The 26,716-nt window shown below is 66.6% G+C and carries 20 protein-coding genes; 8 read left to right on the top strand and 12 right to left on the bottom strand.

What is annotated here, in order from left to right; all coding sequences use genetic code 11:
- Positions 1-669 precede the first annotated feature (669 nt).
- Together HNS34_RS18075 and HNS34_RS18080 are read right to left on the bottom strand one after the other, a co-directional pair.
- The gene (locus HNS34_RS18075; protein ID WP_172321499.1) at positions 670-3,798 is read right to left on the bottom strand and encodes an efflux RND transporter permease subunit; all 3,129 of its coding nucleotides are present in this window, start codon (positions 3,796-3,798) and stop codon (positions 670-672) included.
- On the bottom strand, positions 3,795-4,922 hold the full coding sequence (locus HNS34_RS18080) for an efflux RND transporter periplasmic adaptor subunit (protein ID WP_172321500.1): 1,128 nt from the start codon (positions 4,920-4,922) through the stop codon (positions 3,795-3,797). Before HNS34_RS18080 ends, HNS34_RS18075 begins: the two co-directional genes overlap by 4 nt.
- A 262-nt stretch (positions 4,923-5,184) precedes the next feature.
- Between HNS34_RS18080 and HNS34_RS18085 the strand changes: the two genes are divergently transcribed.
- From HNS34_RS18085 to HNS34_RS18105, 5 genes are read left to right on the top strand one after another with little or no spacing between them, the layout of a single operon-like run.
- Positions 5,185-6,636, top strand: coding sequence for an aldehyde dehydrogenase family protein (locus tag HNS34_RS18085; protein ID WP_172321501.1), 1,452 nt, complete (start codon positions 5,185-5,187; stop codon positions 6,634-6,636).
- Complete coding sequence (locus HNS34_RS18090) at positions 6,633-7,607, top strand: membrane dipeptidase (protein ID WP_172321502.1); 975 nt, start codon at positions 6,633-6,635, stop codon at positions 7,605-7,607. The genes HNS34_RS18085 and HNS34_RS18090 overlap by 4 nt, the downstream gene beginning before the upstream one ends.
- A 5-nt stretch (positions 7,608-7,612) precedes the next feature.
- Complete coding sequence (locus tag HNS34_RS18095) at positions 7,613-9,301, top strand: hypothetical protein (RefSeq protein ID WP_172321503.1); 1,689 nt, start codon at positions 7,613-7,615, stop codon at positions 9,299-9,301.
- Entirely contained in the window at positions 9,298-9,909 is a 612-nt protein-coding gene (locus HNS34_RS18100) for a DUF3726 domain-containing protein (protein ID WP_172321504.1), read from the top strand. Before HNS34_RS18095 ends, HNS34_RS18100 begins: the two co-directional genes overlap by 4 nt.
- A 12-nt stretch (positions 9,910-9,921) precedes the next feature.
- Positions 9,922-10,932, top strand: a complete 1,011-nt coding sequence (locus HNS34_RS18105; protein WP_172321505.1) for an Ldh family oxidoreductase — start codon at positions 9,922-9,924, stop codon at positions 10,930-10,932.
- A 55-nt stretch (positions 10,933-10,987) separates the two neighbouring features.
- Here HNS34_RS18105 and pepT read toward each other — a convergent pair whose 3' ends face one another.
- The 3 genes from pepT to HNS34_RS18120 form a co-directional block, all read right to left on the bottom strand.
- Positions 10,988-12,232, bottom strand: coding sequence for a peptidase T (gene pepT / locus HNS34_RS18110; RefSeq protein ID WP_172321506.1), 1,245 nt, complete (start codon positions 12,230-12,232; stop codon positions 10,988-10,990).
- Positions 12,233-12,303: 71 nt separating this feature from the next.
- A complete protein-coding gene (locus HNS34_RS18115) occupies positions 12,304-12,993 on the bottom strand; it encodes an ABC transporter ATP-binding protein (RefSeq protein ID WP_172321507.1) in 690 nt (229 codons plus the stop codon).
- Positions 12,986-14,287, bottom strand: coding sequence for a lipoprotein-releasing ABC transporter permease subunit (locus tag HNS34_RS18120; RefSeq protein WP_172321508.1), 1,302 nt, complete (start codon positions 14,285-14,287; stop codon positions 12,986-12,988). The genes HNS34_RS18115 and HNS34_RS18120 overlap by 8 nt, the downstream gene beginning before the upstream one ends.
- A 141-nt stretch (positions 14,288-14,428) precedes the next feature.
- Here HNS34_RS18120 and HNS34_RS18125 point away from each other — a divergent pair, with 141 nt between their 5' ends.
- Positions 14,429-15,364, top strand: coding sequence for an ADP-ribosylglycohydrolase family protein (locus tag HNS34_RS18125; RefSeq protein WP_172321509.1), 936 nt, complete (start codon positions 14,429-14,431; stop codon positions 15,362-15,364).
- A gap of 54 nt (positions 15,365-15,418) precedes the next feature.
- On the opposite strand, the gene HNS34_RS18130 is transcribed toward HNS34_RS18125, so the two are convergent.
- Complete coding sequence (locus HNS34_RS18130) at positions 15,419-15,907, bottom strand: DUF2937 family protein (protein ID WP_172321510.1); 489 nt, start codon at positions 15,905-15,907, stop codon at positions 15,419-15,421.
- 286 nt (positions 15,908-16,193) lie between these two features.
- Here HNS34_RS18130 and HNS34_RS18135 point away from each other — a divergent pair, with 286 nt between their 5' ends.
- Positions 16,194-16,583 carry a hypothetical protein gene (locus tag HNS34_RS18135; RefSeq protein WP_172321511.1) on the top strand — a complete coding sequence of 130 codons (390 nt, stop codon included), beginning with the start codon at positions 16,194-16,196 and terminating at the stop codon, positions 16,581-16,583.
- A 68-nt stretch (positions 16,584-16,651) separates the two neighbouring features.
- Here the strand turns inward: HNS34_RS18135 and proS are convergent, their stop codons facing one another.
- The 5 genes from proS to HNS34_RS18160 all read right to left on the bottom strand — a co-directional run bounded on the left by proS (position 16,652) and on the right by HNS34_RS18160 (position 23,704).
- Entirely contained in the window at positions 16,652-17,995 is a 1,344-nt protein-coding gene (gene proS / locus HNS34_RS18140; RefSeq protein WP_172321512.1) for a proline--tRNA ligase, read from the bottom strand.
- 130 nt (positions 17,996-18,125) lie between these two features.
- Complete coding sequence (locus HNS34_RS18145) at positions 18,126-19,700, bottom strand: Ppx/GppA family phosphatase (protein ID WP_407925880.1); 1,575 nt, start codon at positions 19,698-19,700, stop codon at positions 18,126-18,128.
- Positions 19,701-19,738: 38 nt separating this feature from the next.
- Entirely contained in the window at positions 19,739-21,913 is a 2,175-nt protein-coding gene (locus tag HNS34_RS18150; RefSeq protein WP_172321513.1) for an RNA degradosome polyphosphate kinase, read from the bottom strand.
- 42 nt (positions 21,914-21,955) lie between these two features.
- Positions 21,956-22,624, bottom strand: a complete 669-nt coding sequence (locus HNS34_RS18155) for a P-loop NTPase family protein (protein ID WP_172321514.1) — start codon at positions 22,622-22,624, stop codon at positions 21,956-21,958.
- Between the two features lie 3 nt (positions 22,625-22,627).
- Entirely contained in the window at positions 22,628-23,704 is a 1,077-nt protein-coding gene (locus HNS34_RS18160) for an AI-2E family transporter (RefSeq protein ID WP_172321515.1), read from the bottom strand.
- Between the two features lie 191 nt (positions 23,705-23,895).
- Between HNS34_RS18160 and nhaA the strand changes: the two genes are divergently transcribed.
- Complete coding sequence (gene nhaA / locus HNS34_RS18165; RefSeq protein ID WP_172321516.1) at positions 23,896-25,086, top strand: Na+/H+ antiporter NhaA; 1,191 nt, start codon at positions 23,896-23,898, stop codon at positions 25,084-25,086.
- 18 nt (positions 25,087-25,104) lie between these two features.
- Here nhaA and HNS34_RS18170 read toward each other — a convergent pair whose 3' ends face one another.
- Positions 25,105-26,715 (bottom strand): AMP-binding protein, encoded by a 1,611-nt coding sequence (locus tag HNS34_RS18170; RefSeq protein WP_172321517.1) that lies wholly within the window; start codon positions 26,713-26,715, stop codon positions 25,105-25,107.
- Position 26,716: the final 1 nt, after the last annotated feature.

Below are 26,716 nucleotides of genomic sequence, written 5' to 3' on the forward strand. Positions count from 1 at the left end.
TGGAAAAGCCCGGTCGCCTTCGAACGGAAAGTGGCTTAAACGAGCACCTGGGGCGGCACGAAAGCGTGACAGGTCCACTTGTCCTGAACGGCGGGGGAAGTTCAACGGGATAAAAGCCTTTATCCAATAGCCTTGTCAATCGTACACGTGCGGAAGCCATTGGTATGCTATTTCCTACAGATGCTTTCTCGTACAGCGGGTCACGTAGATGAGTACATCATCATGCGGAAACCTCAAAGAATATGACAGATTTTTTCGCGGCCCCATCTATACATAGCCAAGCGCCAACTTCCCCCATACCCCACCCGCCCGGTCAGGGACACGTCCCGGTTCACACCTCGCCCGCACCATAGGACACAGGAAGGGCCATAGGGTCAGCACCCGCACCACCTGTAGAGGGACAGAAGCGCCAAGACGTGACCCGCCGCCACTATTGGACGAAGGGACAGCCAAGGCAGCATTCGGGCCACCTATAGGACGATAGGAAGACCACCTGAGCGACATCCGGCGGTTGACAAGAACACAACCCAGACAGCATAAGTGTGACACGAAGTGCGACACACAAATCAACCTCGCATTCGATTGTTCAAGCCTTACAGTGGCTTAGAAAAATGGTAGCGGGTCCGGTACTCGCCTCCACCCCTTCCAAACCCTACGTTTCCCCGCCCGTCAGGCCGTCGCTCCTGCCGTCCCGCCCCCCGCCTGCCGCGCGGCGCGTTTTTCGCCGAGCATCAGCATCGCGGGCGTCACCACAAGCGTCAGCACCGTGGCGACCACCAGCCCGCCCGCGATGGCGCTGGACAGTTCCGTCCACCATTGGGTCGAGGGGGCACCGTAGACGATTTCGCGGGTGAAGAAGTTGATGTTGAGGCCGATCACCATCGGCATCAACCCGAGCGCGGTCGTGATCGAGGTCAGGACCACGGGCCTCAGACGTTGCGCACCCGTCCTCAGCGCGGCCTCCAGCGGCGACTGGCCGGATTTCTTGAGGTCGTTATAGGTGTCGATCAGAACGATATTGTTGTTCACCACGATCCCGGCCAGCGCGATCACGCCGATGCCGCCCATCACCACCCCGAAGGGTCGGCCCGTGATCAACAGGCCAAGCAGCACCCCCGCGATGGAGAAGACGATGGCGCTCATCACCACGAAGGCCTGGTAGAAGCTGTTGAACTGGGTCACCAGGATCACGAACATCAGGAAGATTGCCGACAGGAAGGCGGCGACCAGGAAATTCATCGCCTCGGCCTGGTCCTCGGCCTCGCCCGCGAAGGAGAACTCGACCCCCTCGGGCAGGTCGGCGGCCTCCAGCGCCTGCGTGAGCGCGATGACCTGGTCGTTGACCAGGAGGCCGGGGGCCACATTGGCCTCGATGGTGACGACGCGCCGCTCGTCGATGCGCCGGATGGTGCCGGTGCGCTCCACCGGCTCGAAGGTCACGAAATTCGAGATCGGGACCGAGCCCGCCGCCGTCGGCACCCGCATGTTGCCAAGCTCGGACAGGGACCGGTCCTCGTAGGGGAACCGCACCCGGATATCCAGCGTGCCATCGGTGTCGTCGGGGCGGTATTCGGCGACCGCGATGCCGCGTGTCAAAAGTTGCAGCGCCTGCCCCAGAAGGCTCACATCGGCGCCGTATCGTGCCGCCTCGGCCCGGTTCACGATCACCGCGACCTCGACGCCCGGCAGCGGGCGGGTATCGGTCACGTCGGTAAAGCCGCCGACGCGGTCCATGATGTCGCGGATCATCTCGACCGCCGCGCCCTGCGCCTCGCCCGTTCGCGCGGTGATCTCCAGGTTGACCGGCTTGCCCGCCGTCGGGCCACCGCTTTCGGTCTGCACCTGAACGTCGATGCCCGCAAGATCGGTCATCGCCTGGCGGATATCCTCGCCGATCTCGGCGGCCGGGCGGCGGGTGTCCCAGGGCGTCAGCTCAAGCTGGATGGTGCCGATGGTCTCCTCGTCGCCCTGCCCCGCGCTCATGGTCGAGCGGGCATAGACGCTGGCCACCTCGTCGAATTCCAAGAGGCGGCTTTCAACCCGGCGCACCAGGTCGTCGCGCTGGAAGATCGAGAAATTGTCGCGCGCGCGCACCTGCACCTGCATGAATTCCGGTTCGACCGAGGGGAAGAAGCTGAGGCCCACACCGAATTGACCATAAAGGCCGAAGCTGCCCAGAAGCATCGCAACCGTCAGCAGCACCGTCGCGGCGGGGCGCAGGATGGCCCAGTTGAGGACGCGGACATAGGCCCCCGTCACCCCGCCGATCCGGCGCGGATCGCCCGAGTCCGCCGCCGCCAGCGCCGCCTTCGAGGCCGCCGTCTGCGGCTGGCGCTTGCCGATGATGCCGCCCATGACGGGAATGAAGATCAGCGCCATGAAGAGCGAGGCAAAAAGCGTCAGGATCACCGTGATCGGCAGGAATTTCATGAATTCGCCGACCATGCCGGTCCAGAACAGGAGCGGGAAGAACACGCTGAGCGTCGTCGCGGTCGAGGCGATGACCGGCCAGGCCATGCGCTTGGCGGCATTGGCATAGGCTTTCTTCGGCTCCACCCCTTCCTGCAATTGCCGGTCGGCAAGTTCGGTCGTCACGATGGCCCCGTCGACCAGCATCCCCACCACCAGGATCAGCGAGAAGAGGACCACGATATTCATCGTGTAGCCCATCACCCACAGCGCGGTCACACCGGCCAGGAAGGCGCCCGGAATGGCCAGCCCCACCAGCACCGCCGAGCGAAAACCGAGGGCATAGACGATCACGATCATGACCAGCGCCACGGCGGTGATCACGTTGGCCTCCAGGTCGCTGAGCAGATCCTCGACCTGTTCGCTCTGGTCCTGAAGATAGGTGATCTCGACCGTTTCGGGCCAGTCGACGCGCAATCGCTCGATCCGGTCGCGAACCGCGGCGACGGTCTCGATGATATTGGCGCCCGAGCGTTTGGTGACCTCCAGCGCCAGCGCGGGCTGGCCGTCGATGCGGGCAAAGCCCGTGGGGTCGTCGAAGGCGCGCCGCACCGTTGCCACGTCACCGAAGGTCACGACCGTGTCATCGCGCACCAGCACCGGCATCGACATCACATCGGCCAGATCCTCGATCAGCCCCGGCACGGTCAGCACGATCCGGCCTGCCCCGGTCTCAATGGCGCCCGCCGCGATCAGGCGATTATTGCGGGTGATCTGGCCGATCAGCTCGTCAAAGGACAGGTCATAGGTCTGGAACACGGTCGAATCGATCAATACCTCGACGAATTCCTCGCGTTCGCCGCCGATCTCGACCTCCAGCACGCCGGACAGCGATTCGATCTCTTCCTGCAAGTCCTCGGCCAGGGTGTTCAGGGTGCGTTCCGGCACCGGGCCCGAGAGGATGGCGGTGATGATCGGGAAAAGGGCCGTGTTGATCTCGGTCACGGTGATGTCATAGGCATCTTCGGGCAGGTCGCCCGCAATCCGGTCCACCGCCTCGCGGATGTCGCTTAGCACCTCGTCATTGTCGAGGCCCGGCTGGAACTCCAGTTGCACGCTGGCCGAGCCCTCGGCGGCAAAGCTTGTCATGCTGTCCAGCCCGGTGATGCCTGCGAATTCCTGTTCCATCGGCTCGATCAGCAGGCGTTCGGCGTCGGTCGGGCTGATCCCGTCCAGCCCGGTATGGATATAGAACAGCGCCAGCGGCACTTCGGGGCTGGCCTCCTTCGGGATCGACACGTAGGCATAAGTCCCGACCGACAGCATCACGATCAGCGTCATGGCGACGACCCGCGCGCGGGAAAAGGCGGCGTCGATCAACCCGCTCACTGGTCGTCCTCCGCCAGTTGCGGGCGCACGGTCTCGCCGTCGCTGACGAAACCCTGTCCGATGGTGATCAGGCGCACGCTGTCGGGCAGGCCGGTGACCCAGATCCCCTCGATCTCGGCGCGGACCACCTCGATGGGGTGGAACCGGACGATATCCTCGTCATCGACGATCTTGACGCCCAACTGCCCGGCGGGGCTGAGCGAGACAATCGACGGCGACATGAAATGCGCCGTCACGTCCGTGGTCGGGATGGTGATCCGGGCCGAGATGCCGGCGGCAATGGCGCCGTCCTCGTTCGGCAGGGTCACCTCGGCCAGGAAGGTCCGCGTGGTCTCGGCGGCGGAGGTGCCGACAAAGCTGACCACGCCCTCGCGTTCCTCGCCGGTGATGAATTGCACGGTGGCGGGCTGGCCGCTTTGCAGGCGGGTCAGCGATTGCTGCGGCACCTGGAAGGACACCGTCAGCGGCGCGTTATCGACCAGCCGCGCGACCTGCGATCCGGCCTGCACGAATTCGCCCGTATCCAGGTCCAGCAGCTCGATCCGGCCCGCGAAAGGCGCGGTGATGATCAGATCCTCCAGCGCCTCCTGGGCGGCGGTCAGCTGCGCCTCGGCCTGCGCGAAGGCCGAGCGCGCCTGCTGCACCCTGTCCTGGGTGGCGACGCCGCGTTCCAGCAGGGTCTCGGCATTTTCCAGGTCGCGTTCGGTGCGGGTCACCTCCTGCTCTGCCCGTGCCAGTTCCGCCTCGGCGCTGGCCGAGCTGAGCCTTGCGATCTCGGCCCCCTCCTCCACGTAGCTGCCCATGGTCGCGGAGACGCTGGCAACCTCGCCCGTGGCCTCGGCCATGATCATGCGGTCGCGATCGGGCATCGCCTGCCCCTCGGCGGTGAAAAGCAGCGTCACCGGTTCCGCCTCGGACGGCTGAACCACGACCGAGACCGGCTGCGGTTCGCCCGTCTCGGGCGCGGCGTCCTCCTCCTCGCTCGGCAGGACGAACCCGCTGCCCATCCAGCCGACAACCGCCAGAAGGATGATCCCGGCGATCCAGGTCGAGCGCGACGCGCCCTTGTCGGCGGAAAACTCCAGGGTGTCGCCCCGGTCCGACCGTGTCGCGGAATCTGTCATGGCGTTGTCCCTTTTGTCTGCCGCCCAAGGCGCAGAATATTTCCGTGGCCAAAGGGCTGTGACTGTCCCTGAAACCCGGCAAGAGTCAAGAATGCCCCGGCGTCTTCGGGTGAGGTAGCGAGGAATCGGTGTGGATCAAGGCGGAAGGGGCGACCGTCCAATTTCAGTTTGGTTGAAATTCGGTTCATCTTTTTGAGTTTGACTGATGCGGCGGCCCGCAGGCATCCTGCTGCAACCTGCGCCGACCGAGAGGACTCCGCCCATGCCCGACACCAAATTCAACCTCATCGCGGGCAGTTGGACCGCCGGAGTGTCCGAGATCGAGAACCGCAATCCCTCGGACATCACCGACCTCATCGGCCTGTTCACCCAGGCCAGCGCCGATCAGCTTGAGGCGACGCTGGACCGGGCGCGCATCGCACAGGCAGACTGGGCGGGCTACGGGTTGGAGCGTAAGCAGGCCGTCCTGATGGCGATCGGGGCCGAATTGATGAGCCGCGCCGAGGAGCTTGGCACGCTCCTGTCCCGCGAAGAGGGCAAGCCGCTGGCCGAGGGCCGAGGCGAGGTCTATCGCGCCGGGCAGTTCTTCACCTATTACGCCGCTGAAACCCTGCGCCAATTGGGCGAGAACGCCGACAGCGTGCGTGCGGGTGTCGAGATCGACGTGCGGCGCGAGCCGGTCGGCACCGTCGCCGTCATTTCCCCGTGGAACTTCCCCACCGCCACCGCGTCATGGAAGATCGCGCCCGCGCTGGCCTATGGCAACGCCGTGGTGTGGAAGCCCGCCAACCTCACCCCCGCCTCTGCAGTGGCGCTGGCCGAGATCATCGACCGGCAGGACATCCCCAAGGGGCTCTTCTCGCTCGTCATGGGGTCGGGGGCGGATATCGGCCAGCGTCTGGTCGAAAGCCCCAGGATCGACGCGATTTCCTTCACCGGCTCGGTGCCCGTGGGCAAGGGGATCGCGGCGGCGGCCATCCAGAATCTGACCCGTGTGCAGATGGAGATGGGATCGAAGAACGCCCTTGCGGTGATGGACGATGCCGATCTTGACCTTGCGGTGACGCTGGCGCTCGGCGGGGCCTTCGGCGGCACCGGACAGAAATGCACGGCCTCTTCACGGCTTGTGGTGCATGACCGGGTCCATGACGCCTTTGCCGAGAAGCTGGTGGCAGGCGCGCAAGCGATGAAGGTCGGCCACGCGCTGGAGGACGGCACCCAGATCGGGCCGGTGGTGTCGGACCGGCAGCTTTCGGAGAACCTCGATTACGTGCGCCTCGGCAAAACCGAGGGCGCGGAACTGGCCTGCGGCGGCGCGCGGCTGGCGATGCCGCATGACGGCCATTACATGTCGCCCGGCGTGTTCCTGAACACGCGCAATGACATGACCATCAACCGCGAGGAGATGTTCGCGCCGCTGACATCCGTGATCAAGGTCGGCAGCTACGATGAGGCGCTGGCCACGGTCAACGACACGCGGTTCGGCCTGACCTCGGGCATCGTCACGCGCAGCCTCGCCCGCGCCACGCATTTCCGCCGCAACGCCCGCACCGGCGTCGTCACCGTCAATCTGCCCACGGCGGGCACCGATTACCATGTCCCCTTCGGCGGACGGGGCGACAGCAGCTACGGCCCCCGCGAACAGGGCCGCGCGGCGGCGGAGTTCTACACCACGGTCAAGACCGCCTATATCAGCGCCGGAAACCCGGCATGAGGATCGACGGGCTGCAATACAGCAACTGGTCGCCCAGGATCTTCCGCCAGCTGCGCGAGGGCGGCGTCGATGCGATCCATGTGACCATCAGCTATCACGAGAATTTCCGCGAGACGGTCCTCAATTTCGAGAAATGGAACCGCTGGTTCGAGCAGCATCCCGATCTGATCATGAAGGGCCTCTGGGCCAGTGACATCGACCGCGCCCGCAAGACGGGCCGCACGGCGGTGTTCTTCGGCTTCCAGAACCCCGCCCCGATCGAGGATGACATCGGGCTGGTCGAGATCGTCCACACCCTCGGCGCGCGCCTCATGCAGCTGAGCTACAACAACCAGTCGCTGCTGGCGACGGGCTGTTACGAGGCGGAAGACCCCGGCATCACCCGCATGGGGCGTCAGGTGATCCGCGAAATGAACCGCGTCGGGCTGGTCGTGGACATGAGCCATTCGGCGGACCGCTCGACCATCGAGGCCGCCGACATTTCCGAGCGCCCCGTCGTCATCAGCCATGCCAACCCGCACGCCTGGCAACCCGCCCTGCGCAACAAGCGCGACGCGGTGATCCGCGCGGTGACGGAGCGTGGTGGCATGTTGGGCTTTTCGCTCTATCCTCATCACCTCAAGGGGAAATCGGACTGCACGTTGGACAGCTTCTGCCAGATGGTCGCCGACACGGCGGCCCGCTACGGGGCCGAACATCTCGGCATCGGGTCGGACCTGTGCCAGGATCAGCCCGACAGCGTTGTCGAATGGATGCGCGTGGGCCGCTGGTCGAAGGAGATCGACTATGGCGAAGGCTCTGCCGCCGCACCGGGGTTTCCGCCCATGCCCGCCTGGTTCCGTGACAACCGCGATTTCGGGAATGTCGAGGAGGGATTGCGCGCCACCGGCCTCAGCGCCGAGGAGGTCGCGGGCATAATGGGTGGCAACTGGTACCGGTTTTTCGCCGAGAACTTCACCCCGAAAGGATGACGCCGATGCGCGACCCGGCCCGCACCCACATCCCCCGCCGCCCGCCGGCGCAGGTGATGCGGCTGAGCCGGCTCGGGGTTCTGCACCAATCGCGGCTCAGTTTCATGCGGATCCTGACGCGGCGCATGGCGGCTGAGGGCTGGACCTTCACCCGGCCCGCATTCGAGATCGACGAGGCCGGGGTCGGCCATGCCGTCTATACCGCGCATACGCCGGAGCGCCGCTATTCCCTCATCGCCTTCGCGCATGACCTGCCTGCCGATCAACGCTCGGACCGGGTCATCGCCGAGGCCTGGGATGCCACCTTCTGCCTCTACGATGGCGTGCCGACCGGCGCGGATATCGACCGGCTGCGCGCCAATGTGCCCTTGCAGGAGGCAGGCCGCATCTCGGAAACCGAGCTGTCGCTTTCCCGCGCCAACCGCTCCGTCCGGTTGTGGGCGCATGTCGTGGACCGGCTGGCCCGCGGGCAGCAGCCCGACCCGGCCCGGATCGACGCCGTCGGCTACCTGATGCGCACCACCGCCGTCTACGGCTCGGGCAAGTTCGGCGCGGCGGATCGTGAAATGATCGCGGGCCGCCCCGAAATGCAAGTGCCGTTCCAGGCCGAAATGCTCTCGGTCTACCTCACGCGGGTCTTCGTGCGCGACCTCGTGCAGCACATGGCGCACGCGACAGGCGGGGACCGGGCGGCGACGCTCGACCCCACCATCGGCCGACGCCTCGGGATCGGCAATTCGACCGGCCTCGGCATGGCCCCTTTCATCGTCAATCACCCTGTCCTCTTCAACAACTGGATCATGGCGAGGGAAGAGGCGATTGCCCGCGTCCGCTCGGTCGAAACCGCCACCCCGCAGGAGGCCGATACCTTCCGCGCGCTTCTCGACCGCAGCGCATTCTCCGTCACCCGCTGGCGCTCCGACCACCTGATCCAGACCGAGCGACTCGGTCTTCTGCGCGCCGATCTGGTCGCGCTGATGGCATATGTGGCGGAGTCCGATCTGGCCACGGATTGTCCCTGGAATCGCCTGTATCAATGGGCTGAAGCGAACCTGCATGAGGACGCGCAGGAGCTTGTCGCCTCGCTCATACTGGAGCCATACCCCGATCTGGTGGACGGTCTTGCCTCCTGCATGGCCGATGGCAACCCGGATGCGTCTCATATCGACGGCGCACAAAGCGTGGCCGAAGCGCGCGCCGCCCTTGCCGAGTGCTTCAGTTGGGCGTTCGACCTGGACTGGAGCGCGCCGTCGAATTGCGCCCGCGCCTGGTATGTGTCGGAAGAAAAGCTGGAGCCCCGCCTCGGTGAGCGGTTCGACGAACCGATTGCCGATTACGAACAACCCCTCGCGCCCGCCCGCGATGCGGCAGCAGCCTTTCATGCGTTGGACAACTACGCCGGTGACACCGCCATCGCCGAGTTCCTGCTGGCCCATCCCCAGCACCGCCAGAGCATCCGGCGCGCGCAGATCGCCCGTATCGCGCCCTATGCCGAGATCCGCGACAACATCATTTCCGCCGACCTCCTGCCCATCGACATGCTGCGCGCCAAACTCTCGTTCTTCGGGGCCACGCATTTCGACCCGCGATCCGACCGGTGGGTGCGGATTGCCATGTATACCGGCGCGCCCTACCCCGAGGATCTGACGCCCGCCAGCGCCGAGCACTGGATCTACCCCGAGGCCCCGCCATGAGCCTCTCCCTGAACGAGATCGAGGCCACGGCACGCAAGGCTGCGCGCGGGGCGGGCCTGTCCTGGGGCGAGGCAGAGGAGGCCGGGCGCGCCACGCGCTGGTTGTGCGCGCACGGGCTTGACGGCTGCGGTGACCTGGCGGTGCTGCTGCGCGGGCCGCGCCATGCGGGGCCGGACATCTCCCCCGGCCAATGGTCGGCATCGCGCCCGCTCTGCGCGCTGCGCACCGGCATCGCGCTGTCCGATTTCGCGCATCTCCTGCCCGGCGGCCCGATCCGCCTGACGCCCGTCGCCCATCCCCGCCTGCTCCTGCCCTTCGCCAGTGCCGCCGCGCGCGCCTTGCGCAAGACCATCACCCTGCACAACGCTGGTTTCATTGCCACGACAGACGGCACTCAGACTGCCCTCACCGGCCAGCCGCAGTCCAAGGCCACCGTCACGCTCACCCTCGGCGGCGCGGTCACGCGGCCCCTGCCCAGCGCCCGCCGCGCCACGCCCGTGCCCACAGATTGGGCCCGGCTTCTCTCCTTCGCCGCCCGCACCTACGCCCCCGCGACCGAGGCCTCGCGCCTTGCCGGGGCGGGGGCGGGCCTCTCCGATAATGACTGATCCGAGGCCCCCATGATCCAGACCAAGACCCTGACGCTCTCCGACATCGAGGACCTCGCCATGCGCGCGCTGGTCGCCGCTGGCACCTCCGAGGCCAATGCGCGGCCCCTGGCCGTCGCAACCGCCGCGACCGAGGCCGATGGCGTCGCCTCCCATGGCCTCGCCTATATCCCGATCTATTGCGAACATGTCGGGTGCGGCAAGGTCGATGGCCAAGCGCGGCCCGTGCTGACACATCCGCGCCCCGCCGCGCTCCATGTCGATGCGGCGACCGGCTTTGCCCATCCCGCGATTGATCTGGGGTTCGAGCAACTGATCCCGTTGGCGCGCGACCAGGGCATCGCGATCCTCAACATCCATGACAGCTATAATTGCGGCGTCCTGGGCTATCACACACACCGTCTGGCCGCCGCCGGTCTGGTAGGGTTGGGCTTCACCAACGCGCCCGCCTCGATCGCGCCCTCGGGCGGGGCCAGGCCCGTCATCGGCACCAACCCGTTCTCGCTGGCCACGCCGGGTGGCGGCGGTGAGGTCGATCTGCTCATCGACCAGAGCGCCAGCACCATCGCCAAGTCCGAGGTGATGAAACACGCGCGAGAGGATCGACCGATCCCGGTCGGGTGGGCGCTGGACCCGGACGGCAATCCCACGACCGACCCGAATGTCGGGCTGAAGGGCTCCATGGCCCCCTCGGGCGGCTACAAGGGCGTTGGTGTGGCGCTTTTGGTCGAGGTGATGGCAGCGGCGCTGTCGGGGGCAACGCTCGGCAAGGATGCGGCCCCGTTTTCGGGCACTCAGGGCGGGCCGCCCAAGACCGGGCAATGCTTCATCGCGATCCATCCCGGCGCCACCAGCGGCGGCCATTTCGGCACCCGCATGAGCGATCTCATCGCCGCGATCCGGGCGCAGGAGGGCGCACATCTGCAAGGCGACGGGCGGCGCGCGAAACGGGCCGAGGCCAAACGATCCGGCGTTGCGGTCAATACCGCCACGCTGGACAAGATCGCGGCGATCGTGAACTGACGCGCCGGTCAAGGTGGGGGCGCTGCCAAGGGGGCCTGACGCGGACCGGACCCCGCTACCCTTTCGCCGCCAACCCCGCCAGCCGCACGCAGACCTTCGTTGCCGCAGCCATATCCTGCACGCTGATCCATTCCAGCGGCCCGTGAATCTCCTGCATGCCGGTGAAGATGTTGGGGCATGGCACCCCCATCTCGGTCAGGCGCGACCCGTCGGTGCCGCCCCGGATCGGCTTGGACAACGGCTCGATCCCCTCCGCCTGCATCGCCGCACGGGCGAGGTCCACGGGGCTCATGTCCTCCTCCAGCCAATAGCGCATGTTGCGATACTGGTGGCGGATCTCGCAGGTGATCCGGGCGCGCGGCTCGCGCGCGGCGACGGTGGCGCAGACCTGTTTCAGCAGCGCGCCCTTGGCCTCCAGCCCCGCCATCTCGAAATCGCGCAGGATCAGCTTGATCGTCGCCTCCGCCGCGTTGCCCTCGATCTCGCCCACCAGGATGAACCCCTCGCGCGCCTCCGTCACCTCGGGCGTCGGGCAGGCATGGGTCAGCGTCTCGACGATCCGCGCCGACAGGATCAGCGCGTTGACCAGCTTGCCCTTGGCGTCACCCGGATGCGCCGAGACACCCGTTACCACAACCTTCGCGCCATCGGCCGAAAAGCTCTCGTAATCCAGCTCACCCAGTTTGGCCCCGTCGAACGTATAGGCGAAATCGGCGCCCAGATCGCCCGGCAGGGGCTCGGTCACGCCGCGCCCGATCTCCTCGTCGGGCGTGAAGGCGATGCGGATCCTGCCGTGCGGACTCTCGGGGGTCTTCAGCAGGTGTTCGGCGGCGGTCATGATGATCGCGACGCCCGCCTTGTCATCGGCCCCAAGCAGCGTGGTGCCGCTGGCGGTGATGATGTCATGCCCCTCCTTGCCCGCCAGATAGGGCGAGGTCCGGGGCGACAGCACCAGGTCGGGCGCGTCGGCAAAGCTGATATCGCCGCCGTTATAGCCGCGATGCACCACCGGTTTCACCCCGGTCGCGTTATAGGCGGGCGCGGTATCGACATGGGCCAGGAGGCCGATCACCGGGGCCTCGACGCCCGGGCTGGCCGGGATCGTGGCCAGCACGACGCCGTAATCGGTCAGCCGCACGTCCTCGGCCCCGATCTCCTCCAGTTCCGCCTTCAGCAGGTTGAGCATGTCATACTGGATCTCGGTGCTCGGGGAGGTGGGCGATGCCTCGTCGCTCTGGCTGTCGATGGCGGCATAGCGCACAAGCCGGGTTTCCAGCGCGGTATCGAAATCGGATCGCATCGGGGGCCTCCTTCTGGGGTTCTGCGCAGAAGAGGCCCGCAAAGCGGAGGCGGTGTCAAGATCGGGGGATGTCAGGCGAGGCCATCCACCAGCACGCCCTCCTCCAGCCGCAAGACCCGGTCCATCCGGGCGGCAAGTTCGAGGTTATGGGTGGCGATGAGCGCGCCCATGCCGGTGTCGCGCACCAGCGCGATCAGCCGGTCGAAAACCTGGTCCGAGGTGGCGGGGTCGAGGTTGCCCGTGGGCTCATCGGCCAGCAAAAGCCGGGGCGCATTGGCCAGCGCGCGGCAGAAGGCCACCCGTTGCTGTTCGCCGCCCGACAGGGCCGAGGGGCGATGGTCGGCGCGGTCCTTCAACCCCACCTGGGCCAGCAGCATCCCGGCGCGCTCCGTCGCCTCGGCCCGCGCGATGCCATTGGCCAGTTGCGGCAGCACGATGTTCTCGGCGGCGGTAAACTCCGGCAGCAGGTGGTGGAACTGGTAGACGAAGCCGATCTGCCCGCGCCGCGCCGCCGTGCGCTTGCGGTCACGCGCGCCGCTTAGCCCCGCGCCCATGATCTCGACCGTCCCCGCATCGGGCGTGTCCAGCAGCCCCGCGATATGCAGAAGCGTCGATTTCCCCGCGCCCGAGGGGGCCACCAGCGCCACGACCTCGCCCCGCTCGATCCGCGCCGAGGCCCCGCGCAGCACGCGCAACTCCCCCGGCTGGCCCAGTTTGTAGCCCTTCTCGATCCCGTCGAGGCGCAGCACAATGTCACTCATAGCGCAGCGCCTCCACCGGGTTCATCCGCGCCGCGCGCCGGGCCGGGATGAAAGTGATGGTGAAGGAAAGGCCAAGCGACAGCGCCACCGCCGACAGGACATCCCCCCATTCCAGCCTTGCGGGAAGGGTCGAGAGGAACCGCACGGACGGATCCCAGACGCCGCCGCCCGCCATCCAGTTGACGAAGCCGAAGATCGGGTCGATCCAGATCGCGAAGGCTACGCCAAGCGCGACACCGGCCAGCGTTCCCGCCACGCCGACCGCCGCGCCGCAGATGAAGAACACCCGCAGGATCGAGCCTTCGGACAGACCCACGGTGCGCAGGATGCCGATATCGCGGCTCTTGTTCTTCACCAGCATGATCAGGCCCGAGACGATGTTCATCGTGGCGATCAGCACGAGGATCGAGAGGATGATGAACATCACGTTATCCTCCATCTGCAAGGCGCGCAGGAACGATCCGGAACTGTCGCGCCAGGTCCAGATGATCGCATCGGCCCGCGCCGCGCGGGTCAGCGGCAGGACCATCGCGTCGACCTCCTCGGGGGTCTCGACGATGATCTCGACCTCGTCGGCAACGCCGTCGCGGTTGAAATAGGTCTGCGCCTCCCCGAACGGCAGATAGGCGCGGACCCGGTCGATATCGTAGCGCCCGACCTGGAAGATATAGACCACCTCATAGGCGGAGATACGCGGGCTGGTGCCGAAGGCCGTGCGCGCGCCATCGGGCGAGATCAGCCGAATCCGGTCGCCCACCCCGACATTGAGGCTGCGCGCCACGCCCGAGCCAAGTGCGATACCCTCGTTGAAGCGGCTCAGATCGCCCTGCGCGACCTCCGGATCGGCCACCAGCGGCACTTGCGCCAGATCGGCGGCACTGATGCCGATCACCTCCACCCCCGCATTGGCCCCTTCGCCCGCCGCCATCACCTGGTTCCTGATGATCGGAAAGGCATGGGTGACGCCGGGTACTTCGCGCAACCGCTCGGCCACGGCCTCGTAATCCGGCAGGACACGCTGGACCCGCCCCGACTGGTTCTCGCGCGCCATCGGGATCACGCTGGCATGGGCGTTGGCGCCCAGGATGGTGCCGACGAACTCGTGCCGGAAGCCCGAGCGCACGGCCAGCGTCGCGATCAGCGCCATCACCGCCAGCATGATCCCCAGGAAGCTGATCCAGGTCATCACGCTGACCCCACCCTCGGCCCGTTTGGCGCGCAGGTAGCGCCAGGCGATGAGGAACTCGAACCCGGCAAAGGGCCTGGTGGTGGAGGGTCTGGGGGCGGATGGCATGGCTGCTCCTGGATCGCGCGCGCCGCTTGGGGGCGCTTGGCGCGAACCCTACCCCAAGGTGGCGGCGGCGGAAAGAAGCAATGGGCTTTGCGCGGGGGGCCGTGCTAGCGTCGCCGCGACTGACAGATGAAAAGGTGCCCGATGTCCCCGAAATCCACCATGCTGCTTGGCGCGCTGACCGCCGATGCCGCCAGCCTTGGGTTGCACTGGCTCTATGATCCCGCCCGTATTGCCGAAATTGCCGAGGCGCGCGGCACTGCCGCCTTCGCGCCCGTGGAGCCTGCGTTCTTCGACGGGGCCAAGGGCTATTTCGCCCATGCCGGACGGCGCGCGGGGATGCTCAGCCAATATGGCGAGGTGCTGTGGCTGGCGATGCGCGTGACGCGGAGTGAGGGCGGGTTCGACGGGGGTGCCTACCGGCGGGCCTACGCCGCCCATTTCGGCGCGGGCGGGCCCTATCAGGGCTATATCGACCGTCCGACCCGTGCCGCGCTGGCCAATATCGCGGATGAGAAGGCCGAGACCGGGGTCGACGACGATCAACTGCCCGCCACGGCCACCCTGCCCGCCATCATGGCGGCCTATCATGGGCAGGACCACCTTGCGGAGAAGGCCCGAGGGGCGCGCGAAGTGACCAATATCAACCCGGTCGCCGACGCCTATGCCGCCGCTTTCACCGACCTCCTGGGCCGTGTGCTGTCCGGCGAAGACCTGCCGGCCGCGATAGGGGCCGCCGTGGCGGAGGCCGATAGCGGCATCCGCGACGCTCTGACCGACGCGCTGAAAACCGACGAGGCCAGTTCCACCGACTATGCCGAAAGGATGGGCCGCGCCTGTCACCTGCCGATGGCCGGGCCGGTGATCATGCACATCCTGCGCCACGCCACCAGTTATGCCGATGCGGTCGAGCGCAATATCCGCGCGGGCGGCGACAGTGCCGGACGGGCGATCCTGATCGGGGCGGTGATGGGCGCGGTGCATGGGCTGGAGGGGCCACATGGCATCCCCTTGGACTGGGTGCTGCGGCTAACAGATGGTGTCGCGATCTGGGAGGATTGCCGCGCGTTGGCAGGGTAAGTGTGCCGCGATTTCGAAATCGCGTGCGAGGCTTTTCGAAAAGCCTCCGCCCCCTCAGACCATCTGGCGCCGCCGCAAGAGCCGCGCCAGGAGGCCCGCCAGCGCCGCCAGAAGGCCATACCCCGCCAGGAACCCGATCGCGGCAAAGCCCACGCCGAGGAACGAGACGGGCAGCGCCGGCTGGAAATCCTGCATCGCGCGGCGGCCGATCTCGGTATCCAGACGCGCGGGCATCAAGAGCAGCCGCTCCAGCGGCCCGGCGGCGCGCAACAGGGTCAGGTCGGCGCTCAATGCTTCAAACCGGGTCAGGGTGCGGGTCATGTCGGCATTGCGCGCGTTGAGGAACGCGGTGCCGGTCAACTCGTCCAGCGCCTGGTAGCGGGTCAGCCCGGCGGCTTCAGCCGAGCGGTCGAAATCCTCGACCACCACGGCCAGTTCATCGACCGCGCCCGCGAGGCGTTGCACATATTGGGTGGAGGCCTCGGGGAATTGCGCCAGCGCCGCCGCGCCGGTGATCCCCGCTACAAGAGCCAGAATTTTCATGGTCCGCTCTGCCCTGTCTTCTTATTGTTAGCGCCAGACTAGCACAAAAGGACAGGCAGGGGGAGGGGTTAGATCCGGCCCCCAAGCCGGGCCGGTTCTCTCGGTATATCCCGCGCATCGGGTCCTGCCCGCCCCTTCACAAAACCGTGATGACAGGCCCCGCGCCGTGACATCGTGTCCAGAGGACGACAAGGTTGCGCCGCGGCCCCGTGCCGCGATCCCGCGTCATCCGTTCATTTCATGCGGAGCATCATGACGCGCAGACAGCCTTAAAGGAGACGAAAGATTGACCATCAAGACCATTGCGAAAACCGCCATTGCCGCCACCGTCCTTGCCGCGACCGGCACCTCGGCCAGTGCCTTCGGCTTCGACATCTGCGAGGACGTGACCATGCGCCTGCACAACAATTCGGGCCAGGCGGTCCAGGTCTATGATCTGGACTACTACGATTACGGCCAGAGCCTCTGGCGCTCGGAACCGGTGCCGGATCACATTATCCAGGACGGCTATTACTTCACCTTCACCCAGAACCTCGAAGACGTTGAGAACGCGCAGACGCTCCTGCGGTTCCGCTACCGCGTCACCCAGGGGGGCCGGTGGAGCGGCGGCTATACCGTGCAGGGAAACACCTTCACCTGCCGGAACAATTCGACGGTCAATGTCTACCTGAACTGACAGTCTGACAAGAAAACGCCGCGCCTCGGGGATGTCCGGGACGCGGCGCTTTTCCTCTTGAAGCGAGATCAGCCCCGATGCGCGGCGTAGATCTCGACGATCCTCGCCACCGCTGCCTCGGGCGGCATTTCCTCGCTTTCGCCCGTGCGGCGCGAGGTCAGCTCCACCACCCCGTTCTTGAGGCCACGCGGCCCGACGGTGATGCGCCAGGGCAGGCCGATCAGGTCCATGGTGGCGAACTTGCCGCCCGCGCGTTCATTGCGGTCATCATAGAGCGGATCGAGCCCCGCCGCCGTCAGCGCCTTGTAGAGCGCCTCGCAGGCCGCGTCGGCTTCCTCGTCGCCCTGCTTGAGGTTGACGATGCCGCAATGGAAGGGTGTCACCCCCTCGGGCCAGATGATGCCCTTGTCGTCATGGCTGGCCTCGATGATCGCGCCCAGAAGGCGGGAGACGCCGATGCCGTGGCTGCCCATATGGACCGGAACCTTCTCGCCATCCTTCGTCTGCACAGTCGCGCCCAGGGCGTCGGAATACTTGGTGCCGAAATAGAAGATCTGGCCCACCTCGATGCCGCGCGCGACGCGGCGGCGCTCCTCGGGGACGTCGGCGAATTTCGCCTCGTCATGGGTCTCGTCGGTGCGGGCATAGCGGCTGGTGAACTCTTCCAGCACGGCCTGGCACTGCTCGACGCTGTCGTAATCGACCTCGCGGTCGCCGAATTTCAGGTCGGTGATCTGGGAATCGTAGAACACCTCCGACTCGCCGGTTTCCGCCAGCACCAGAAACTCATGCGTGTCGTCGCCGCCGATGGGCCCGCTATCGGCACGCATCGGGATGGCCTGCAGCCCCATCCGTTCATAGGTGCGCAGGTAGCTGACCAGGTGGCGGTTATAGGCGTGCAGCGCGTCTTCCCTGGTCAGGTCGAAATTGTAGCCGTCCTTCATCAGGAATTCGCGCCCCCGCATGACGCCGAAACGCGGGCGGATCTCGTCGCGAAACTTCCACTGGATCTGATACATCGTCAGCGGCAAGTCCTTGTAGCTGGACACATTGGCGCGGAAGATGTCGGTGATCAGCTCCTCCGCCGTGGGCGTGAACAGCATGTCGCGCCCGCTGCGGTCCTTGATGCGCAGCATCTCCTCGCCATAGGCGTCGTAGCGCCCGCTCTCGCGCCACAGGTCGGCGGACTGGATCGTCGGCATCAGCATGGCGAGGTGTCCAGCGAGGGCCTGTTCCTCATGCACGATCTGTTCGATCCGGCGCAGCACCTTGTAGCCCAATGGCAGCCAGGAATAGATCCCCGCTGCGGCCTGCTTGATCATGCCCGCGCGCAGCATCAGGCGGTGGCTGACGATCTGCGCCTCGGCAGGGGTTTCTTTCAGGACGGGAAGGAAATAGCGGGTGAGGCGCATCTTGCGGGGGTTCCTTGGCAAAGTCTCGTCCCCGCTGCTTATGCGATCACCGGGGGGAAAGGCAATGCGGCGGTCTCTCTGCGTCGACGCAGAGATGCCGCGCGGGGTCGACCCCGCGCCCTCCGCTCCCTCAGCGCTGCTTGTGCTTGACCACCGGATCGGCCCCGATCGCCTGTGCCAGCGCCTCGAACCGGGCCTGCGCGACCTCGCTGAACAGGTCCCGCCCCATCTTGGAGCGCAGGGTCAGTTGCAAGATGCCCTTCTTGGGATAGAGCTTGAGCGCCCCATGATCTTGCGGCCGCTCCAGCGTGAACATTGCGCCAAAGCGCATCGCGCGGCCAAGGATCTCGGCCTCGCGCTGGTCCTTCTCGGGCAAGAGCGTCATCAGCGGTTCGAAATTGGTGCCCTTGCGCGAGGATTTGTAGCGGTGCAGCAGGGCCAGCCCCAGATAGACCCGCTCGCCATGTTTCAGCGCCCCCAGATTGGCCCGCGTGGCATTGTCGAAACAGACCTCGGCGCGGTAATCGGGATGCGCGCGCCAGCTGACATCGTGCAAGAGGCAGGCCGCCCGCATCACCCGCTTGCGGGCGGGCCGGACCGAGCCGAAAAGCGGCTCGATGAACTTGAACAGCGCCCGGCCAAACCCCGGCATCCGCGCGTTGAGGCTTTCCATCATGTAGGCCGCCTCGATCAGCGGGTCGCGGTTGCGCTGCTCGTCCGACATCTGTTCATAGAGCATCCCTTCGCGGATCCCGTAGGAGGACACCGCCACCTCATCGGGCTTGACGCGGTTCACCAGCTCCTTGAGCACAAGCGCCGCCAGCGGCACCAGCCGCATTCGTTCGGCGCTGGTCCCGGTGCGGCCGCGCAATTCGTCGAGGTCGGCGGCGTCGATATACTTGATCGTGTCGCGGATATCCTTGCGGGACATGCGGTATTCATGCAGCACCTTCAGGGGATAGCCCCGCCGTTCCATGTCGATCCGCGCAATCGCCCGCCACGAGCCGCCGACCAGGAACAGGCGCTCGGGCCTCTCTGGAAACTCCTTCTGCAACGCCGCGATCGTGTCCTTGATATGCGCCTTGACCGCCTTCTTGCCGCCCTTGATCCCCTGCAGTTTCAGCGGCCCCAGGTCCGAGCTGCGGCAGGTGCCGATATCGCCATTGCCCTTCAACTCGGCCAGCTCCATCGAGGAGCCACCGATATCGCAGATCATGCCCTCGGCCCCCGGCCAGCCGAGCAGAACGCCCTGCGCCGACAGGCGGGCCTCCTCCTCGCCATCGACGACATGGATGGTCAGCCCGGTCTCGGCCTCGGCCTCGGCGCGGAACTCGGGCCCGTCCTCGGCCTCGCGCACCGCCGCCGTGGCAACCGCGATCAGGGCCGAGACCTTCATGCCCGAGGCCAGCGCCGCGAACCGTTTCAGCGCCGCCATCGCCCGCGGGCGCCCCTCGGCGGACAAGCGCCCCGTCTCGGCGAAACCCGCGCCAAGGCCGCAGAGCACCTTTTCGTTGTAGAAATAGGCAGGCGAGCGCGCCGCGCCGTCGAACACCACCAGCCGGACCGAGTTCGAGCCGATGTCGATCACGCCCACCCGCGCCAGCGCCCGCGCGGTCGGATCCTGGAACAGCGGGCGGGAAAACAGGCCCTGGCCCGGGGGCAGTGTGTCACGGGTCTGGGTCGGCATCGCGTCGCTTCGGTCCATCTCGTCCTGTCCTCAAATGCCGTCAGTTTACGCGAAGGTCAATCATGTGAATGGGTCAATTCCGGCACATCCTTGGCCCCCGCCGATCCGCGCCCCGACAAAGACGGGTTCTGCATGAAGAAACGGTGACAGGAAAAGGGCCGGTCGATCGCATCCAGATCGGGCCGCAAAAAGGTGCCATCGGGCTGCAACACCCACGATTGCGCCACATCGGCGAGGTTCGCCGCCATGATCTGGCTGACGATCTGCGCCTTGACCGTGGGGTTGGTGCATTCGACCAGCGTTTCCACCCGCCGGTTGAGGTTGCGCCCCATCCAGTCGGCCGAGCTGATATAGACCCGCGCCTTTTTCGACGGCAACCCTGCGCCGTTGCCGAAACAGACGATGCGGCTGTGTTCCAGGAAGCGGCCCACGACGGATTTGATGCGGATATTCTCGGACAGCCCTTTCACCCCCGGCCTCAAGCCGCAGATGCCCCGGATCACCAGGTCGATCTTCACGCCCGCCTGGCTGGCCTCGTAGAGCGCGTCGATGACATCGGGTTCGATCAGGCTGTTCATCTTGGCCCAGACCGCCGCCTTGCGCCCCTCGCGGGCATGCGCGGCCTCGGCGCGCAGGCTGTCGATGATGGTGGATTTCAGCGACAGCGGCGAGATCGAGAGGTTCTCCAGCCCCTCGGGTTCCGCGTAGCCGCCGATATAGTTGAACACCTTGGTGGCATCGCGCCCAAGCGCATCGTCGCAGGTGAAAAGGCTGAGATCGGTATAGAAGCGTGCCGTGATCGGATGGTAATTGCCGGTGCCGAAATGGGTATAGGTGACCAGCCGGTCGCCCTCGCGCCGGACCACGGCGCTGATCTTGGCGTGGGTCTTGTAGTTGATGAAGCCATAGACGACATGCGCGCCCGAGCGTTCCAGCTTGCGCGACTGCCGGATATTGGCGGCCTCGTCGAAGCGCGCCTTCAACTCCACCAGCGCGGTGACGGATTTGCCGTTCTCGGCGGCCTCGCAAAGCGCATCGACGATGGGGCTCTCGTTCGAGGTGCGGTAGAGCGTCTGCCGGATGGCCACCACGTTGGGGTCGCGCGCGGCCTGCGCCAGGAACCGCACCACCATGTCGAAAGTCTCGTAGGGGTGATGCAGCAGCATGTCCTTTTGCCGGATCGCGCTGAACATGTTGCCGTCATGGTCCTGCACCCGTTCCGGCACGCGCGGGGTGAAGTTGGGCCACATCAGGTCCGGGCGGCCCTCCAGCACCAGTTCCTTGAGGCGCGCCAAGCCAATCATGCCGGTGACCTCCACCACCTCGTCGCCGATCACATGCAGATGCTCGGTGATCTGGCGCTGCAATGCCTCGGGCGCGCCAGACGAGATCTGCAACCGCACGACATGGCCCCGGCGGCGGCGCTTCAGCGCGGTCTCGAACTCGCGCACCAGGTCTTCGGCCTCTTCCTCGACCTCCAGGTCGCTGTCGCGCAGCACGCGGAAGATGCACGACCCGGTCAGCTTGTAGCCGGGAAAGAGCGCGCCCAGGTTGAGCAGCAAAAGCTCCTCCAGCAGCAGCACGCGGGTCTGCCCCTCGGGCGCGGGCAGCGGGATGAAGCGATCGACCTGCGCCGGGATCGGCAGCAGCGCCTGCAACGGGCGGCCATCCTTCGCGCTCTTCATCTGTAGCGCCAGCACGATGCCCTCGTTCGGGATGAAGGGAAAGGGATGCGCCGGGTCGATGGCCAGCGGCGACAGCACGGGAAAGACATTGGCCAGGAAGACCGCATCCAGCGCCGCTTTGTCCTCCTTGGTCAGCGCATCGCGCGCGACGACGGTGATTCCCGCCTCCTCCAGCGCGGCGCTGACCGTGACCCAGGCCGCCTGCTGCGCCCGCATCAGGCTGCGCGCATCGGCATTGATCAGGCGCAGCTGCTCGACCGGGGTGCGGCCATCGTCGGAGGGCGTGGTGTTGCCCTCCTGCGCCAATTCGCGCAGGCCCGCGACGCGCACGGTGTAGAACTCATCGAGGTTCGCCGCCGAGATCGAGATGAAGCGCAACCGTTCCAGCAGCGGCACGCGGGTGTTCTCGGCCTCTTCCAGCACGCGCCAGTTGAAGGCCAGCCAGCTGAGTTCGCGGTTGAAGAAGCGCGCCGGACCTTCGGTCTGCGCCTCGGGCAGGTCCACGGGCTCGGCCAGGGGGGCGGAGAGGAAATCAGCACCGACCATTCATCTGCTCCCTTGCATGTGCGTCCGGGCGCAGCCTGACACTCATTCCCCGTCTTCCGCAAGTATCGCCCGGATCATCGCCTCGCCGGGTTTCTTCTTGTCGCGCAGCGATTGCGCGTCGATCCGCGCGATCAGCCTCTGCGCTGCGGCAAAGGACCGCTCCATGCGAAGCAGCGCATAGGGGATCAGGCGCGGGGCCAGGCGCAATTGCCGGTCGGTGGCGAGCTTGACCATCAGCGCCGCCAGAAGCGCGTCATCGGGCGCGTCGAGTTGCAGGACACCCGCCTGCTGCACCCGGCTTTTCAGATCGGCCAGGCGCAGGGGCCAGCGCGCGGGCGCGGTCCGGGCGGTCAACAACAGCGCGCCCCCCTGCCCCGCAAGCACGTTGTGAATATGGAACAGCGCGGTCTCCGCCGCCTCCGTCAGGCCCCGGTCCACATCCTCGACCGCCAGCGCGGGGCCCAGCGTGGCGGGGTCCAGCCCCTCAAGCTCGGCCGCGCCGACGACCTGCGCGCCTGCCGCCTCGGCCCAGACATGCGCCAGGTGGGTCTTGCCCGCGCCTTGCGGGCCCGTCAGCACCATCTTGCCACGCGGCCAGTCGCGCCAGGCGTCGATGCCCGCCACGGCGGTCGCGTTGGCGGGCGAGACGAAGTAATCGTCACGGCCAAGCGCGGGTCGGGCGGCCAGGTCGAAAGTCAGTTGTTCCGCCATGGCTCAGCCGTCTTCTTCCCGCGCCCGGCCCGTCTGCCCGCGATAGAGCAACCCGTCGCGATAGCGCTCGCCCAGGTAGCGCATGACGACGCCGATGACGGCAGCGACCGGCACCGCGATCAGCATGCCCGCGAAGCCGAAAAGCGCCCCGAAGGCCGACAGCGCCAGCAGCAGCCAGACCGGATGCAGCCCGACAGAATCGCCGACCAGCTTGGGGGTCAGGATATTGCCCTCGACCGCCTGGCCGATCATGAAGATGCCCGCCACGGCGGCGATCCAGTACCACTCGCCCCAGAACTGGAACAACGCCAGCCCCACGGCCAGCACGCCGCCGAAGAGCGCCCCGATATAGGGAATGAACGAGATCAGTCCCGCGAAGAGGCCCACCACCAGCCCGAATTGCAGCCCCACCAGCATCAACGCGACGGCATAGAACGTGCCCAGGATCAGGCAGACCGTGCCCTGCCCCCGGATGAAGCTGGCCAGCGTGGCGTCGATATCGCGGGCCAGGTCGCGCAGCACCGGCGCATGGTCGCGCGGCAAAAGCTCGTCGATGCGCGCGATCATCCGGTCCCAGTCCAGGAGCAGGTAGAAGGCCACCACCGGCGAGACCACCAGCACGATGATCCCGCTCAGCGCACTGCCCGCCGAGGCCAGCACCGAGGAGGCCAGCGACCCCGCCTGGCTGCGGGCGGATTCCATCAGGTCGGCAAAGGCCTGCCGCATGGCGCTGTTCTCGTTCACGATCGAGGGGAAATATTCGATGACCTGTTCGCGCGCGGTCTCGTACAGGCGCGGGGCGGCGTCGATCAGGTCGATCACCTGGGTGACCAGAAGCGGCACGACCAGCAGCAATGTCAGCAGCCCGACCAGCACCGCCAGCGCGAAGATCACCACCGTAGCCCAGGTCCGCGTGAGGCCCCAGGTTTCAAGCCGGTCTGCCAGCGGGTCCAGGATATAGGCGATCGCCGCGCCCACGATGAAGGGCAGCAGCACGTTGCCCAGGGCCCAGAAGAGCGCCAGGAAAACGGCGGTGAACACGGCCCAGAAAATCAGCTGCTGTTTCGCGGGAAGGGCCATGGCAATACCTCTCGGGGGAAGGTCCGACCACCTTCGCGTTGCCGCCAAGCTGCCCCCCTATCGGAGGGTTTTCAAGGTGCAAGCGGCGGATTTCTGGCCGGAACAGGCCGGAAATCCCGACGATTTCCGTTGAAATCGGCCCCGACAGCCCCATTTGCAAACAATCATATCTCTTTTTCTCAGGGAAGCCGATGCTGCTGCGCGCCATTGACCGATTTTTCTCTCATGACGCCTCGGGCGGGATCTTGTTGGGCCTGTCGGCCATCGCCGCCCTCCTGGTGGCCAATTCGGCCCTGCAACCGACCTATGACTGGCTGCTGAGCCTGCCTTTCGCGGTGACGCTGGATGGCGGCGGGCTGGAGAAGCCGCTGATCCTGTGGATCAATGACGGCCTCATGGCGATCTTCTTCTTCCTGATCGGGCTGGAGCTGAAGCGTGAGATCCTGGAAGGCAAGCTGAAGAACCCGCGCGACGTGATCCTGCCGGGCATGGCGGCCGTGGGGGGCATGGCGATGCCGGCGCTGATCTTCGTCGCGCTGAACTGGGGCAATCCCGAGACCATCGGGGGATGGGCCATTCCGGCGGCGACTGATATCGCCTTCGCGCTTGGCGTGCTGGCGCTGGTCGGCAGCCGCGTGCCCTCGGCGCTCAAGGTGTTCCTGCTGACGCTGGCCATTCTCGACGACCTCGGGGCGATCGTCATCATCGCGCTGTTTTACACCGCCGAATTGAAGGTCAATTACCTCTTGATGGGGCTGGTGCCGCTGGCGGGCCTGTTCTGGTTCAACATCAAGGGCGCCCACCGGGTCGCGCCGTCGCTGATCCTGGGCCTGATCCTCTGGGTGCTGGTGCTGAAATCGGGCGTCCACGCGACGCTTGCGGGCGTTGTCACCGCCTTCTTCATTCCGCTGACCGACAAATGGGGCAAGTCGCCGCTGCATTCGCTTGAGCACGGGCTGGCCCCTTACGTGCTGTTCCTGATTGTGCCGATCTTCGCCTTCGCCAATGCTGGCGTATCGCTGGAGGGGCTGTCCCTTGCCGACCTGATGGCGCCCCTGCCGCTCGGCATCGCGCTCGGGCTGGTCCTGGGCAAGCAGATCGGCGTCTTCGGCCTGACCTGGCTGACCGTCAAGTCCGGCCTCGCGCAGCTGCCGCATGGCGTGACCTGGGTGCATATCTACGGGCTCGCCTGTCTTGCCGGGATCGGCTTTACCATGTCGCTTTTCATCGGCTCGCTCAGCTTCGGCGACGCGGCGCTGATGGATGCGGTGCGGTTGGGCGTGCTGTCCGGCTCGCTGGTCTCGGGGCTGATCGGGTTCACCGTGCTGCGGTTGAGCTCCAACCCCGCAGCCGAGGACGACGCGCAGCCGGCGCAATCGTGACGCGAAAACGGCGGGCCATCACTTGCGCAGGGCCCGCCGCATGATCTTGCCGGTTGCCGTCATCGGCAGGCTGTCGGCCAGCACCACCTTGCGCGGCACCAGATGGGCCGAGACGCGGGTGCGCACCAGGTCCTTGAGCGCCGCCTCGATCCCCGCGCCATCCGCACCGTCGCGCAGCACGACATGGGCGACCACGATCTCGGTGCGGATCGGGTCGGGTTCGCCCACCACGGCGGCCATCACCACATCCGGGTGACGCAAGAGCGCCGCCTCGATCTCGGACGGGCCGATCCGGTAGCCCGCCGAGGTGATCACGTCATCGTCGCGGGCATGGAACACCAGGTGCCCATCGCTGCGCCGCGTCGCCAGATCGCCGGTGCGCAACCAGCCATCGCGGACCTTTTCCGCCGTCGCCTCGGGCTTGTTCCAGTAGCGCAGGAACGCCACCGGGTCGGGCATCCTGAGGCAGACCTCGCCCACCTCACCCGTTCCGGCCTCATTTCCCTCCGCATCCAGCACCGTCACGTCATGCCCCGGCACCGGCAGCCCCATCGCGCCGGGGTGCCGCTGCATCCCGATGACGCTGGAGGCGACCAGCAGGTTGGCCTCGGTCTGGCCGTAAAGCTCGCCCAGGTCGGCGCGCAGGGTCTCGCGCCCCCAGTCCAGCAAATCGCCGCCCAGGGGCTCGCCGCCCGAGCTGACCGCGCGCAGGCGCAACCCCTGGGGCAGCCGCGCCCCCCGCATCAGCCGCAGGCCCGTGGGCGGGATGAAGGCATTGCTGACGCCCTCCTCGACCATCAGGGCAAAGGCGGCGTCGGGGTCGAATTTCGCAAACCGGTGACTGACCAGCGGCACGCCGTAATAGAGGCAGGGCATCGCCATATCCATCAGCCCGCCGATCCAGGCCCAATCGGCGGGTGTCCAGCCGATATCGCCGGGGCGGGGAAACAGGCTCTGCGTCAGTTCCGTGCAGGGCAGATGCCCGATAAGGAAGCGATGCGCGTGCAGCACCCCCTTGGGATCGCCGGTGGTCCCCGAGGTGTAGATCATCATCGCCGGATCATCGGCCCCGGTGGCGACCGGCTGAAACCCCCGCGCCGGTGTCCCGATCAGGTCGGGCAACGACAGCACGGGGGGCTTGGCCGCTCCGGTCGAAATCACCACCTCCAGCCCCGGCAGGTCGGGGCAGAGCGCCAGCACCCGGTCGAGATTGGCCGGATCCGTCACCAAGGCCCGCGCGCTGCTATCGGCAAGCCGGTAGCGCAAAGCATCCTCGCCGAACAGCGTGAAGAGAGGCAGGGACACGGCCCCCAGCTTCATCGCCGCGAAATGGGTGATCAGCGCATGAGGGTGCTGCGCCAGCAGGATCGCGACCCGGTCGCCCGCCCCCACGCCCTTCGCCGCCAGCGCGACGGCCAGCCCGTCGGACGCGCGTTTCATCTGGCCATAGGTCCAGACCTGCCGCGCGCCATCCCCGCCGCGATGGATCACCGCCACGCGGTCGGGGTCGGCACGCGCCCAATCATCGCAGCACAGCGCCGCGATGTTCATGTCGGAAGGAATATCCCAGGAAAACCCGTCCCGCAGCGCCTGCCAATCGCGGGCCTCGCGAAAGAGGCGACGCTCCATG

The sequence above is a fragment of the Alterinioella nitratireducens genome, assembly GCF_013155465.1.
GTDB classification, from domain to species: domain Bacteria; phylum Pseudomonadota; class Alphaproteobacteria; order Rhodobacterales; family Rhodobacteraceae; genus Alterinioella; species Alterinioella nitratireducens.